The organism is Paraburkholderia sp. JPY419, from assembly GCF_050435705.1.
In the GTDB taxonomy this organism is placed as follows: Bacteria; Pseudomonadota; Gammaproteobacteria; order Burkholderiales; family Burkholderiaceae; genus Paraburkholderia; species Paraburkholderia youngii.
Map to the genome: position 1 here is coordinate 199,818 of NZ_JBNDKV010000004.1, position 12,545 is coordinate 212,362.

Here is a 12,545-nt window from a genome sequence, read left to right on the forward strand (position 1 = left end):
GATAGGCGGCCCCCTTACTCCTGGTGCTCTTCGAGAATTTCGAACGCGGTGACGAGGCTCGTGCGCATCCGTCCGAACGACACCGCGAGCGAGGCTATTTCGTCGCTGCCACCTGCCGGCAATTCGACGTCGCTGAGCTTGCCGAGACTCACTTCGTCTGCGGCGCGCGACAACATCTGCAAACGCCGCGTGACGAGAAAATGCACCATCGCGTTCAGCACGACGAGCACCACCGCGAACACCGCGGTTAGCGACAGCATGAGACTACGCCATACCACGTGGCCGCGCGCAATCGATTCGGACATCGGCACCGACACGAACTCCGCGCCGATCACGTCGTTCATGGTCCAGCCGAAACCGTTGGCCGGTCCGTATTTGTCGAGCATCGTGGGTGGCGCCGCAGACGGCGTGCTGTGGCATTGCATGCAAGCGGTGTCGGTGATGCGGCTCGGATGCGCGAGAAACAGCAACTGGTCGCCACCCGGCGTGCGGCGCTCTCCGGTTGCTTCCTTCAATTCCGGATGATCGTGCAGATGCGTGATGACTTCATTTTCCCAATCGGTTGGCCGGTCGCGCGGGTTGGTGGGATTGAGCATCGTCGCCTTGTACGAAAAGTTTGGAAACGCGCTCTGCAGCGAGTTCAGCATTTCGATCGCCGAATACGCCGGCACCGACTCCGGCACAAATGAATACTTGATCTGCGTCGCGAGCAGGGGCGTGATGTGTTGGGCCGTGTAGTTCTGCATGGCGGAGGCGGCGCTGAGCAGCACGTCGGCATCGTGACGCGTTTCGTTGAGCGCCTGCTGTTGCAGCACCCGATCCGCAACGAAACCGATTGCCGTTAGTCCGATCGCGAAGACCGCGATGAACACGAGATTGAACTTGATGGCGAGCGAGAGCTTCATGGGCGTAGCGGGCCGGATGAGTAGCTGGAGTAGCTGGATAGATAGGCGGACCGAGTCTGAATCGCTGTGCTCCGTATCACCGCATGTTGTGGCGGCGGAAAGACAAGCGGACGCCAGTCCGGCAGATCTCGAATGTGCTGCACTACGGCGCGGTGAAAAGCAGGGTCGGCCAGGCGCGCGCGAAAGCGCGACGTAAAGCGCGTCGAAGGGTACCCGCGCGCTGCAAGCCCGCTCTCCAGCCAGTCCGATACGTCGTCGTACGCGACCGGACGGATGTTGCCCGGCGGATCGTTGCGTAGAGGGGACGGCATCGGCAGAACCCGGAGCACATCGCGGAACATTGCCGGCATCGCGGCGATGAATGCCGGGTCGAGTCGTGCCGACACAGTAATCGTGTCGCTCGCGGTGGAATGCGTAGCGAAGCGATGCGCGTCAAGCTTGACGGGAGTAGCGTGACTTCGCGAGCCGCCGATGCCGAGCATGCTGACCGTGCCGCTCTCGCAGAACACGGCGTCGGTGGCGAGGGCCGTCGTGTCCTGCGCGTTGGGAGTCTGATAATTCGCCGCCGTTGCGGCGATCACCAGCGCGCTGCCGTCGGCTGGCGTGATGGCCGTGCGTGCGGTCTCGATCACGGGTGCCGCACAGTAGGCCGTTTGGGTATCGCAGGTGTGTTGCACCTTCACCCAGCCACCGAGCAACGCGATGCGCGCGTCCCTCATCAGCAGCACGCGAGTGGCGGGGCCCAGCGCGACGCTATCGCCTGCACCGTCCTGAATCTGTATGCCGCCGCTCGCTGGCGTCTGGACGATGTCGTCAAGTGCGAAGCGCTGTCCGCCATTGGCCAGATACAGCCCCGTCTCATGAATGACGGTGACGGGCGTGTCGGCCTGCACGAGTTTCCACGCCGCGTTGGCATACGGCGTGGTCAGCAGCAACGCGAACGGTATGAGGCTCTTGAGCGGTCTGAGGATCAACGAATGAGCTTTGCGGAGCATTTCCTATCACGACGCACAGTGAACGCAGCGCGTTGAATCGCGCGGGTATTACCAAAACAGCCGCGTCGCAGTTTTATTCCGGATTTCAGACGAATGCCGCGGTCAAGCGCATCCCACCTAGTGACGAACCCAGGGCATCGCAGGCGAAACACAGCCCCGACTCGCAACATCCACGGAATATCGCGCCGCGCTCAGCTGTTCTGGTTTGCGAAGATGACGACAAGCGTGATCCGGAGCCAATTCGCGGTACCTACGAAGCATATGGAATAGATCGCGACGCTGCGCTGTTATGGATGGTGAATGACCCGCCGCCAACACTTCGAGTCGATCGAAGGACCCTCGCGGATCGGCGATCTCATATAACTGTACGGATACCTGAGGAATCGACGAAATGGCTACGAAGCAGAGCAGTCAGAAGTTTATTGGGCGCAATCGGGCTCCGCGCGTACAGATCGAGTACGACGTGGAGCTGTACGGTGCGCAGAAGAAGGTGCAGATCCCGTTCGTGATGGGTGTGCTGTCGGACCTGTCCGGTGCAAATGTTGACGATCTTCCGCCGATAGAAGCGCGCAAGGCGCTGGAAGTGGACGTCGATAACTTCGACAGTCGCATGCAGTCGATCAAACCACGCGTGAATTTCAGCGTGCCCAATACGCTCACAGGCGAGGGCCAGCTCGGCGTCGATATCAGCTTCGAAAGCATGGACGATTTTTTGCCTGCCGAAGTGGTGCGCAAGGTGGACGCGCTTGCAAAGCTGCTGGAGGCGCGCACACTGCTCGCCAACCTGGGCACCTACCTGGACGGCAAGGCGGGCGCGGAAAAATTGATCGCGCAGGCAATCAAGGACCCCGCGCTCCTGCAATCGCTGGGCGCGGCGCCGAAGCCCGCTGATGCCGATACCGACGCCGCGGCCGACACCGAATCCGGACAGGAGTGAGCGCGATCATGGAGATCCAGAAGCAGATCGGGCAGGATGTTGAAGACGCAGTGAGCGAAGCCAGCGAGTTCTCCGCGCTCCTCAGCAAGGAGTTCAAGCCGAAGAACGAGCGCGCGAAGGAAGAAGTCGAATCAGCGGTGCGCACCCTTGCCGCACAAGTGCTGCAGGACTCGCACATCGTCTCGGACGATTTGATGCAGACGATCAACGCGTATGTTGCCGAGATCGACCGCAAGCTCAGCGAGCAGTTGAACGCCATCATGCACCACGCGGATTTCCAGAAGCTGGAAGGCTCGTGGCGCGGGCTGCATCATCTCGTCACCAACACCGAAACGGACCCGATGCTGAAGATCCGCGTGGTGAACGTGTCGAAACAGGAACTGGGGAAAAACCTCAAGCGCTTCAAGGGCGTTGCGTGGGACCAGAGTCCCGTGTTCAAGCGCATCTATGAAGAAGAATATGGCCAGCTCGGCGGCGAGCCATATGGTTGCCTCGTCGGCGATTACTATTTCGACCACAGTCCTCAGGATGTCGAAATGCTGCGCGGCATTTCGCAGATTGCCGCCGCCGCGCATGCACCCTTCATCTCGGCGGCGGATTCGACGTTGCTGGGCATGGAAAGCTGGACCGAACTGTCGGGCAAGCGCGATCTCTCGATGATCTTCACGACGCCGGACTACGCCGGCTGGCGGTCGCTGCGCGAAATGGACGACGCGCGCTATCTCGCGCTGACGATGCCGCGCACGCTCGCGCGCCTGCCGTATGGCGCGAAGACCGACCCGGTCGATGCGTTCGACTTCGAGGAAGACACCGCAGGCGCGGATTCGGCGAAGTACACGTGGCAAAACGCGGCATTTTCGATGGCGGTCAACATCAACCGTTCATTCAAATACTACGGCTGGTGCACGCGCATTCGCGGTGTGGAGTCGGGCGGCGCGGTCGACAGTCTGCCGGTGCATACCTTCCCGAGCGACGACGGCGGCATTGACATGAAGTGTCCGACCGAGATCGCGATCACCGATCGCCGCTCGGCGGAACTCGACAAGATGGGGCTGATGCCGCTCGTGCATCGCAAGAATTCGGATATCGCGGCATTCATCGGCGCGCAATCGGTCGCGAAGCCGGAAGAGTATGACGATCCCGCGGCCACGGCGAATTCGAATCTGTCTGCGCGATTGCCCTATATGTTCGCGTGCTGCCGTTTCGCGCACTACCTCAAGTGCATCGTGCGCGACAAGATCGGCTCGTTCAGCACGCGCGAACAGATGGAAAGCTGGCTGTCGAACTGGGTCATGAATTACGTCGATGGTGATCCGGTGAATTCGAGCGAAGAAAGCAAGGCACGCAAGCCATTGGCTGCTGCGCAGGTTGTCGTCGAAGAAGTCGAAGGCAATCCCGGCTACTACACGTCGAAGTTTTTCCTCAAACCGCATTACCAGCTCGAAGGACTGACGGTATCGCTGCGCCTCGTGTCGCGTCTGCCGTCCGCACAGGCGGCTTGAGGCGTCTGCCGGACCTGGGCTTGCAGGCAAGCATCCGGAGCGGGAGCGTTCCGGTCCCGATCGTTCACCGCTACGGCGAGAACATCATTCTGGCTCACATATAGAGGTAACTATGTCATTCGATATGCACCTGAAATTTGGTTCTGGAACGGTCACGATCCAGGGGGCTTCCAACCATTCGAAGCACAAGAACCAGGTTCCGATCATCGCGTGGTCGTGGGGCGTCAGCAATACGGGCAACCTGCACACGGGCGCGGGCTACGCGGCAGGAGGCAAGGCCAACATTCAGGACATCACCATCACGAAGTACATCGACAGTTGCTCGAACGCACTGTTGAACGCTTGCTGCACGGGTGCGCGCGTCGACGACGCGTATCTGTACGTCACCAACGCAACCGGTCAGCAGACCGATTTCCTCACCATCGAGATGAGCGAGGGTGTACTGATCACGTCGGTATCGACGGGCGGCAGCGGTGGCGACGAGCGGCTCACAGAGAACGTTACGTTGCACTTCGGCAAATTCAAGTATGCGTTCCAGCCGCAGGACGACGAAGGCAAAGCCAACGGCGGCACCAAGGACTTCACTTTCGATATCCAGCAGGTCGCCAAGCAGTAAGCAGGCCTCGGCGGCGGGCCGTTTGCCCTTTGCCCGGCTTTCCCGTGTTCGAGACACGTTGTTGAGGAAGCGCACGTCATGGCAGAACTGATGCCCCAGGAACGTCTGCAGCCGTCGCTGCTTGATCGTCTGACCGATCTCGATCCTGCGCAGCACCAGGAGAGCCGGGAGCAGCGAGTCATTACGGCTGCGCGTTTGCGCGAATACGTTACGCGCGACATCGCGTGGCTGCTCAACTGCACGCGTCAATGGAGCGGCGAAGAATTGACCGGATTCCCCCACGTGCGCCATTCCACGCTGAACTTCGGAATTCCTGATCTTGTAGGTACAGCGCACTCGGGTATCGACGTCGCGGGGCTGCAGAACCGTATCCGCTCGGCGCTGCTCGACTTCGAGCCACGCCTGATTGCCAGTACCGTTCAGGTCAGCGTCGAGATCGACGACACCCGCATGGACGGCCGTTCTCTGCAGTTTGTGATCGAAGCGGACATGTGGGCCCAGCCGATGCCGCTCGCCCTTTATCTGCGCACTGACGTCGATCTCGAGACCGGCGAGTTTCATGTGTCGCAACGCTTGCGCTGAACGTCATGGATCCACGACTCCTGCATTACTACAATCGCGAGCTGCAACACGTCCGGGAAATGGGCGCGGAGTTCGCGAGCGAATATCCGAAGATCGCCGGCCGTCTCGGCATGGACGGCCTGGATTGCGCGGACCCGTACGTCGAGCGCTTACTCGAAGGCTTCGCGTTCCTCGCCGCGCGCGTGCAACTGAAGTTCGATGCGCAGTATCCGGTGTTCACGCAGCATCTGCTGGAGATGATCTACCCGCATTACCTGACGCCGGTTCCGTCGATGGCCGTCGTGCAACTGCATCCTGATCAGGCGGAGGATCTGGCCGGAGCAGGCCATCCGGTCGCGCGGCACACGGTCTTGCGCAGCCTCATCGGCTTCGGCGAGCCTACCGCATGTGAATACCGCACCGCGCACGACGTGAGGCTGTGGCCGCTCGCCATTGCGGAGGCGAGATACTTCGACACGCCCGCGGCGCTTGCCGCCGCGGAACTCGTGCCGCCGGCGCAAGCGGGCCAGGTACGCGCGGGTTTGCGCCTGAAGTTCAGAACGTTGGCCGGTGTGGCGGTGAACACGCTCGCGCTCGACGCTTTGCCGGTTTTTCTCGCCGGCGCCGGCGATCTGCCGCGTTTGCTGTACGAGCAGCTGATCGCGAACCGTACCGGCTATACGGTGCGCACGGCCGCGCAGGATGGGCAAACCGTCGAGATCCACCATCACGCGGTGGCGCTGCGCGCCAAGGGCTTCGACGAAGACGACGCGATGCTGCCCTACGGCGGCCGCTCGTTCAGCGGTTACCGGCTGTTGCAGGAATACTTCGCCTGTCCGGAGCGCTTCCTGTTTGCGGAGTTCACCGGATTGCGAGCGGCGCTCGCGTGTTCGCGGAGCAACGAGTTCGAGATCGTGGTGTGGCTCGAGCGCAGTGCGACGCGGCTCCACAACGCGATCGACGCGGGCAACTTTCGGCTGTTTTGCACACCGGCCGTCAACCTGTTCCAGCGACGTTCGGACCGCATTCATCTGCAACAGGGCGCAACCGAATATCACGTCCTCGGTGACCGCACCCGGCCGATGGATTTCGAAGTGCATAGCGTACTGGAAGTGCAGGGCTACGGCGATCGCCAGGAGCCGGAGCAAAGCTTTCTGCCGTTCTACGACAGCACCGCGCGTAACTGGCACAGTCCGCAGGCGACGTTCTATACGTTGCGCCGCGAGCCGCGCCTGCTGTCCGGTCGCCAGAGGCAGCGCGGCGCGCGCTCAAGCTACGGCGGCAGCGAGACGTTCATCGCACTGGTGGATGCCAACGACGCGCCCTATGCGACCACACTGCGCCAGCTTGGGCTACGGCTCCTGTGCACGAATCGTGATTTACCGCTGCATATGCCAGTGGGCAAGTCATACACCGATTTCACGCTCGACACCGACGCGCCCGTTTCGTCGATTCGGTGTGTAGCCGGACCGACCCGGCCTCGCGCGCCGGTGGCGAACGGCGAATCCGCCTGGCGCCTGATCAGTCATTTGCAGTTGAACTACCTGTCGCTGCTCGACGAAGAGGGAGAAACGGGCGCTGCGGCGCTGCGCGAAATGCTGGGCCTGTACCACGACCCGTTCGACGCTGCGACACGGCGGCAGATCGAAGGCGTCAAGCATGTCGCGGCGAAGCCGGTCACACGACGCGTGCCGGTGCCTGGGCCGGTCACGTACGGACGCGGGCTGGAGATTACGCTGACCTGCGACGACGCCGCGTTCGAAGGCAGCGGTGCATTCCTGTTCGCGTCGGTATTGCAGCATTTCTTTGCGCGCTACGTCTCGCTGAATTCGTTCGCTGAGACGGTGTTGCGCACGCTCGAACGAAATGAGGTGGCCCGATGGCCCGCGAAGCTCGGCAAGCGTCCGATCCTGTAACGCTCGCAGCGGCGTTGCATGCGAGCCCCCGGGATTTCGAGTTTTTCGAGGCCATGCGCCGCCTCGAATGCGGCTATCCCGAGCGGCCGCGGCTCGGTCATTCGACCCGGCCGGCTGAGGATCCCGTGCGTCTCGCGCATGCCGCGACGCTGGAGTTCCCATCGCGCAGCATCGCGCGATTCGAGCCGGAAAAAAACGGCCGGCCGGCGCGCGTGGTCGGATTGTTTCTCGGCTTATTCGGGCCGCACGGACCGTTGCCGCAGCACCTCACAGAACACGCGATCGAGCGCGAGCAGAATGCGAAAGACCCAACGCTGATCGCGTTCGCCAACGTGTTTCATCACCGGATGCTGAGCCTCTTCTATCGCGCGTGGGCTGATTCGCAGCCCACCGTGCAGATGGACCGCCCGGAAGACGACCGGTTTCGCACATGGATCGGTGCGCTGATCGGCATCGCTACGCCGCATCTCGACGGGCGCGATGCGCTGCCGGATCAGTACAAGCGTTTCTTCGCCGGGCGGCTCGTGCCTCAGGCACGCAATGCCGAGGGGCTCAAATGTTTTCTTGAGCATTACTTCGGCGTGCAGATGGGCGTGATCGAGTTTGTCGCCGGGTGGATGAAATTACCCCGGGACGCGCGTTTTCACATCGGAAAGAGCATGGCGGCATTAGGCCGCGATGCATTGCTAGGTGCACAGGTGCGTGGCGCGCAGCAGCGCTTCCGGCTGCGTGTCGGGCCGCTGACCCGCAACGAGTTCAATCGCTTTCTTCCGGGCGGCGACACGCTCCCGCAACTGGTGGCCGCGGTCAAGCTGTACGTGGGCGAGGAGCGGGGCTGGGACGTGCAACTCGTGCTGAAGAAAGAGGAAGTTCCGCTAACGCATCTGGGGCAGGGCGGCAGCATGGGCTTCAACACGTGGATGGGCCGCTATCCGAAACCCGGCGACGCGGACGAGGTCGTGTTCAGACCGGTCGAATGAAGGCCGGCGTACGCAGACTCGCGCATTGTTCAACTGAACCGGCGGCCTTGCGGCCGCCTCACGGTCACACAGGATTGAAATCATGGCAGACATCAGTCGCGGCGCGTTGTTCGGCAAGCTGAATGGGCTTGCCTATAGGGGCATCGAAAGCGCCACCGTGTTTTGCCGGCTGCGCGGCAACCCATACGTCGAACTGGCACACTGGATTCATCAGATCCTGCAGCTACAGGATTCGGATTTGCATCGCATCGTCAGGCATTTCGGCCTGAATGCTTCGCACCTCGCGCGAGACGTCACGGCCGCCCTTGAACGTTTGCCGCGTGGCAGCGTCAGCATCTCCGATCTGTCCGCCGAGGTGGAAGAAGCGGTCGAGCGTGGCTGGGTATTCGCTACGCTGCTGTTCGGCGAGAGTCAGGTGCGCACCGGCTATCTGATTGTTGGCCTGTTGCGCACGCGGCATTTGCGCCGCGCATTGCTAGAGGTGTCGGCGCAATTCGACGAGCTTCGGGTCGAGACCCTCGTCGACAACTTTGAGGGGATCGTCGAAGGCTCGCCCGAAAGCGGTCAGCGCGCCACGGACGGCTTTCTCGCCGGCGCCGAAGCACCCGCCGGAAGCGGCGCTGGAATCGCGCCCGCCCAGTTGGGCAAGCAGCAGGCGTTGCAGCAGTTCACGGTCGATCTGACCGCGCACGCGCGCGACGGCAAGATCGATCCCGTCGTTGGACGCGACATCGAGATTCGCCAACTGGTCGACGTGCTGATGCGCCGGCGCCAGAACAACCCGATGCTGGTTGGCGAGGCGGGTGTCGGCAAGACAGCCGTGGTCGAAGGATTTGCGCTGCGCATCGCGCGGGGCGACGTGCCGCCGCCGTTGGAGAACGTGCAGGTACGCGGGCTCGACATTGGCCTGCTGCAGGCCGGTGCGAGTATGAAGGGCGAATTCGAGAACCGTCTGCGTCAGGTGATCGACGAAGTGCAATCCTCGCCGAAGCCCATCATTCTGTTCATTGACGAAGCGCATACGCTGGTGGGCGCAGGCGGCGCGCCGGGCACCGGCGACGCGGCGAACCTGCTCAAGCCCGCGCTTGCGCGCGGCAATCTGCGCACGATCGGCGCGACCACGTGGGCCGAATATCGCAGGCACATCGAAAAGGACCCGGCGCTGACGCGGCGTTTCCAGCCCGTGCAGGTTGACGAGCCCAGCGAAGAAAAGGCCGTCCTGATGCTGCGCGGCACCGCGAGCGTAATGGAACAGCATCATCGTGTGCAGATTCTCGACGAAGCGCTCGAAGCGGCCGTCAAGCTTTCGCATCGCTATATTCCTGCGCGCCAATTGCCGGACAAGGCCGTGAGCCTGCTCGATACCGCGTGCGCGCGCGTTGCGATCAGCCAGCATGCAGTACCGCCGGAAATTGATGACGCCCGCAAGCGGATCGAGGCGCTAAAGACCGAACAGGCGATCATCGCGCGCGAGAAAAGCGTCGGCATCGAAGTGCAGGCGCGCGAGTCGCAGGCTTCGGCAGCGCTCGAAATGGAAAGACAGCGTTTGCGGGAACTGGACGCCGCGTTGAACGACGAGAAGTCGCTGGTTCAGCAGATTCTCGGATTACGCTCGCGCCTGAGAGGCGAGGGTGCGCCGCCCGCGCTCGACGATCACACGAGGGGAGAGGCGCTGGCGGAGCTGAAGCGACTGCAGGCGCAGCTTACCGAGCGGCAGGGCGAAAACCCGCTGATACTGCCGAACGTCGACTATCAGGCGGTTGCCTCGGTCGTCGCCGACTGGACCGGCATTCCGGTCGGACGGATGGTCCGCAGCGAGCTCAAGACGGTGATGAACCTCGCTAGTCTGATGGGCGAGCGCGTGATCGGCCAGGACCACGCGATGGAGATGATCGCGAGGCGTATCCAGACATCGCGGGCCGGGCTCGACAACCCCGATCGACCCATCGGCGTATTCCTGCTGGCCGGCACATCGGGTGTCGGCAAGACCGAGACCGCGCTGGCCCTGGCCGAAGCGCTGTACGGCGGCGAGCACAACCTGATCACGATCAACATGAGCGAGTTTCAGGAGGCGCATACGGTTTCCACGCTCAAGGGGGCGCCGCCCGGCTATGTCGGTTATGGCGAAGGCGGCGTGCTGACCGAGGCCGTACGACGCAAGCCTTACTCGGTCGTGCTGCTCGACGAAGTCGAGAAAGCGCATCCCGATGTCCACGAAATCTTCTTTCAGGTTTTCGACAAGGGCGCGATGGATGACGGCGAAGGCCGCTCGATCAATTTCAGGAACACGCTGATCCTGCTGACGACCAACGTGGGCACGGATGTGATCGCCCGGTTGTGCAATGACCCAGAGCGGACGCCGGATGCCGGCGCGCTCGCCACGGCGTTGCGCGAACCGCTGCTCGATGTGTTCCCACCCGCGTTGCTGGGCCGCCTCGTGCCGGTCCCTTACTTCCCGCTCAGCCCTGTGATGCTCGCGAAGATCGTGAAGCTGCAGCTGGAGCGCATCAAGCGACGTGTCGAGGATCGCTATAACGCGCCTTTCGCCTATGACGACGCCGTGGTGCAACTCGTCGTGAGCCGTTGCACGGAAAGCGAATCGGGCGGCCGGATGATCGACGCGATTCTGACCAACACCATGTTGCCTGCAATAAGCCGCGAGTTTCTCGATCGCATGATTCGTGGCGAGGACGTCGCGCGCGTGGACGTCGGCGTGACGGACGGCGAATTCGCGTATCGCTTCGCGGCGAATGTACAGCCCGACTCGCAGCTATCCACAGTCCACAGTGGAGTAAACCGACGTGACGACAACATTGACGCTCGAACTCAAACCGCATGCTTACTCGCGGTTCCTGACCGAGTTTCGCCAGGTGGACCGGGAGCAAAATGCAGGGCACGAGACGCAGGTCACTTATGCGGACAGCGGAGGAGGAGTCCATACCTATTACTTCCGTTCGAAGAACTTTACGTTGTTTGCCTATGCTCACAACGGCGCGAAGATCATGCTCACGGACTACAACCACGTGAGCAATCCCGGCACCGCAGCACGCGATTGCTTGATAGACGCGCTCAAGCTCGGTGGTGACGGTGGCACCCGGATGAATCGCGAACTGACCAGAGTGGTGGCGCTGACTTCGGAGGCCGCCAGGTCGAAGCTCGTGGAGCGCGTCATGAAAGAGGTGCTGAGGAATGACAGCAAGAGCGCCGACCTGAACAAGCTCGAAATCGTCTTCAAGGCCTACAACCATGTCGCGAAGCGATTCGGCCGGTTCGACGTCAACGGGAACTACACATCCAACTGGAGACCGCTCGAAAAGGACGACTACCTGATCTATTTCCGCGGGCTCGGCCCCAACACGGTAGGCGCGAAGTACGCGTCAATCGTCAATGAGCTGTAGCCGGCTGCGGCTGATCACCCCTGCGCGGAGTGCACGATGGCAAAAGGCAATCACGTTTTTAACCGTTTCGACAAGGTTATTCTCGGTGCGTTCAAGAAAATTCTGGCGCTTTACGGCAATGACCGGGATCTCGATGCCGTGAATGGCAGCGGTGCGAACGTAGCCGACGCTGAAGCCGTGCTTCGATCGAAGTACAAATATTCGTATCACTTCTTCAGGCAAATCAGGGATCACGAAAAAATAGCGCTGATCGGTGCCACTCAGGACGACCGTCCCGTCATCGCCAACGATGGCAACTCGCAGGATTTCGGTAGGGCTTCTGCCGCTTTTGAAGCCGCAGTCATGAAGTGGGCGATGGCCGTTGCCGCTGACGATCCGATGGAAAACTGGCGTCAGTTGGTCAATGCCGGATCGGATGTCGCGGCGCAGGAATCGTATGTCAAACAAGGGTCGAGTTTGGAGGGAACGCCCGCGAGCGAAAATGCTCGCCGCGGGCGATGTGTCGAGCTGTCGGAGTTCATCAAAGGCGAGCTCACGGGGCTTGTCAGAAAGTGGCTTCTCGCGATCAGGCAGGACCTCCAGGCGGAAAAGGTATCTTACGACCCGGGCAACTTCGATGCGTGGAAGAGCCAGCTGAACGCCAACGTCTTTCCTCATTGAGCCGGCCGGGTCGTCGTCGCGTACCCGGAGGGAATAGGCCGGGCCCGCTGGCTGTTCTGTTTTCTGAAGCGCAAC

11 protein-coding genes are annotated in these 12,545 nt (G+C 61.8%); 9 read left to right on the forward strand and 2 right to left on the reverse strand.

All coding sequences use genetic code 11. From position 1 onward, the window contains the following. Positions 1-14: 14 nt before the first annotated feature. Together QFZ91_RS29430 and QFZ91_RS29435 are read right to left on the reverse strand one after the other, a co-directional pair. Positions 15-905: a c-type heme family protein gene (locus tag QFZ91_RS29430; protein ID WP_429569299.1), complete on the reverse strand. Its 891-nt coding sequence runs from the start codon at positions 903-905 to the stop codon at positions 15-17. Beyond that, the gene (locus QFZ91_RS29435) at positions 902-1,900 is read right to left on the reverse strand and encodes a hypothetical protein (RefSeq protein ID WP_429569300.1); all 999 of its coding nucleotides are present in this window, start codon (positions 1,898-1,900) and stop codon (positions 902-904) included. The genes QFZ91_RS29430 and QFZ91_RS29435 overlap by 4 nt, the downstream gene beginning before the upstream one ends. A gap of 391 nt (positions 1,901-2,291) precedes the next feature. On the opposite strand from QFZ91_RS29435, the gene tssB reads away from it, so the two are divergent. The 9 genes from tssB to QFZ91_RS29480 all read left to right on the forward strand — a co-directional run bounded on the left by tssB (position 2,292) and on the right by QFZ91_RS29480 (position 12,470). After that, positions 2,292-2,837 (forward strand): type VI secretion system contractile sheath small subunit, encoded by a 546-nt coding sequence (tssB, locus tag QFZ91_RS29440; RefSeq protein WP_429569301.1) that lies wholly within the window; start codon positions 2,292-2,294, stop codon positions 2,835-2,837. An 8-nt stretch (positions 2,838-2,845) separates the two neighbouring features. Continuing rightward, a complete protein-coding gene (tssC, locus tag QFZ91_RS29445) occupies positions 2,846-4,339 on the forward strand; it encodes a type VI secretion system contractile sheath large subunit (protein ID WP_429569302.1) in 1,494 nt (497 codons plus the stop codon). A gap of 112 nt (positions 4,340-4,451) precedes the next feature. Further along, positions 4,452-4,955 (forward strand): Hcp family type VI secretion system effector, encoded by a 504-nt coding sequence (locus QFZ91_RS29450; protein WP_368595961.1) that lies wholly within the window; start codon positions 4,452-4,454, stop codon positions 4,953-4,955. 78 nt (positions 4,956-5,033) lie between these two features. After that, a complete protein-coding gene (gene tssE / locus QFZ91_RS29455; protein ID WP_429569303.1) occupies positions 5,034-5,537 on the forward strand; it encodes a type VI secretion system baseplate subunit TssE in 504 nt (167 codons plus the stop codon). Between the two features lie 5 nt (positions 5,538-5,542). After that, positions 5,543-7,432: a type VI secretion system baseplate subunit TssF gene (tssF, locus tag QFZ91_RS29460; protein WP_429569304.1), complete on the forward strand. Its 1,890-nt coding sequence runs from the start codon at positions 5,543-5,545 to the stop codon at positions 7,430-7,432. Beyond that, positions 7,396-8,412, forward strand: coding sequence for a type VI secretion system baseplate subunit TssG (gene tssG, locus QFZ91_RS29465; protein ID WP_429569305.1), 1,017 nt, complete (start codon positions 7,396-7,398; stop codon positions 8,410-8,412). The genes tssF and tssG overlap by 37 nt, the downstream gene beginning before the upstream one ends. A gap of 82 nt (positions 8,413-8,494) precedes the next feature. Then, a complete protein-coding gene (gene tssH / locus QFZ91_RS29470) occupies positions 8,495-11,497 on the forward strand; it encodes a type VI secretion system ATPase TssH (protein WP_429569306.1) in 3,003 nt (1,000 codons plus the stop codon). Positions 11,498-11,510: 13 nt separating this feature from the next. Beyond that, positions 11,511-11,810: a hypothetical protein gene (locus tag QFZ91_RS29475; protein WP_429569307.1), complete on the forward strand. Its 300-nt coding sequence runs from the start codon at positions 11,511-11,513 to the stop codon at positions 11,808-11,810. A 36-nt stretch (positions 11,811-11,846) separates the two neighbouring features. Further along, the gene (locus tag QFZ91_RS29480; RefSeq protein ID WP_429569308.1) at positions 11,847-12,470 is read left to right on the forward strand and encodes a hypothetical protein; all 624 of its coding nucleotides are present in this window, start codon (positions 11,847-11,849) and stop codon (positions 12,468-12,470) included. Positions 12,471-12,545: the final 75 nt, after the last annotated feature.

Bases quoted from the DNA above. Each gene is read 5' to 3' on its own strand.
- QFZ91_RS29430 (WP_429569299.1), bottom strand. From the start codon at position 905: ATGAAGCTCTCGCTCGCCATCAAGTTCAATCTCGTGTTCATCGCGGTC.
- QFZ91_RS29435 (WP_429569300.1), bottom strand. From the start codon at position 1,900: ATGCTCCGCAAAGCTCATTCGTTGATCCTCAGACCGCTCAAGAGCCTC.
- tssB (WP_429569301.1), top strand. From the start codon at position 2,292: ATGGCTACGAAGCAGAGCAGTCAGAAGTTTATTGGGCGCAATCGGGCT.
- tssC (WP_429569302.1), top strand. From the start codon at position 2,846: ATGGAGATCCAGAAGCAGATCGGGCAGGATGTTGAAGACGCAGTGAGC.
- QFZ91_RS29450 (WP_368595961.1), top strand. From the start codon at position 4,452: ATGTCATTCGATATGCACCTGAAATTTGGTTCTGGAACGGTCACGATC.
- tssE (WP_429569303.1), top strand. From the start codon at position 5,034: ATGGCAGAACTGATGCCCCAGGAACGTCTGCAGCCGTCGCTGCTTGAT.
- tssF (WP_429569304.1), top strand. From the start codon at position 5,543: ATGGATCCACGACTCCTGCATTACTACAATCGCGAGCTGCAACACGTC.
- tssG (WP_429569305.1), top strand. From the start codon at position 7,396: ATGGCCCGCGAAGCTCGGCAAGCGTCCGATCCTGTAACGCTCGCAGCG.
- tssH (WP_429569306.1), top strand. From the start codon at position 8,495: ATGGCAGACATCAGTCGCGGCGCGTTGTTCGGCAAGCTGAATGGGCTT.
- QFZ91_RS29475 (WP_429569307.1), top strand. From the start codon at position 11,511: ATGAATCGCGAACTGACCAGAGTGGTGGCGCTGACTTCGGAGGCCGCC.
- QFZ91_RS29480 (WP_429569308.1), top strand. From the start codon at position 11,847: ATGGCAAAAGGCAATCACGTTTTTAACCGTTTCGACAAGGTTATTCTC.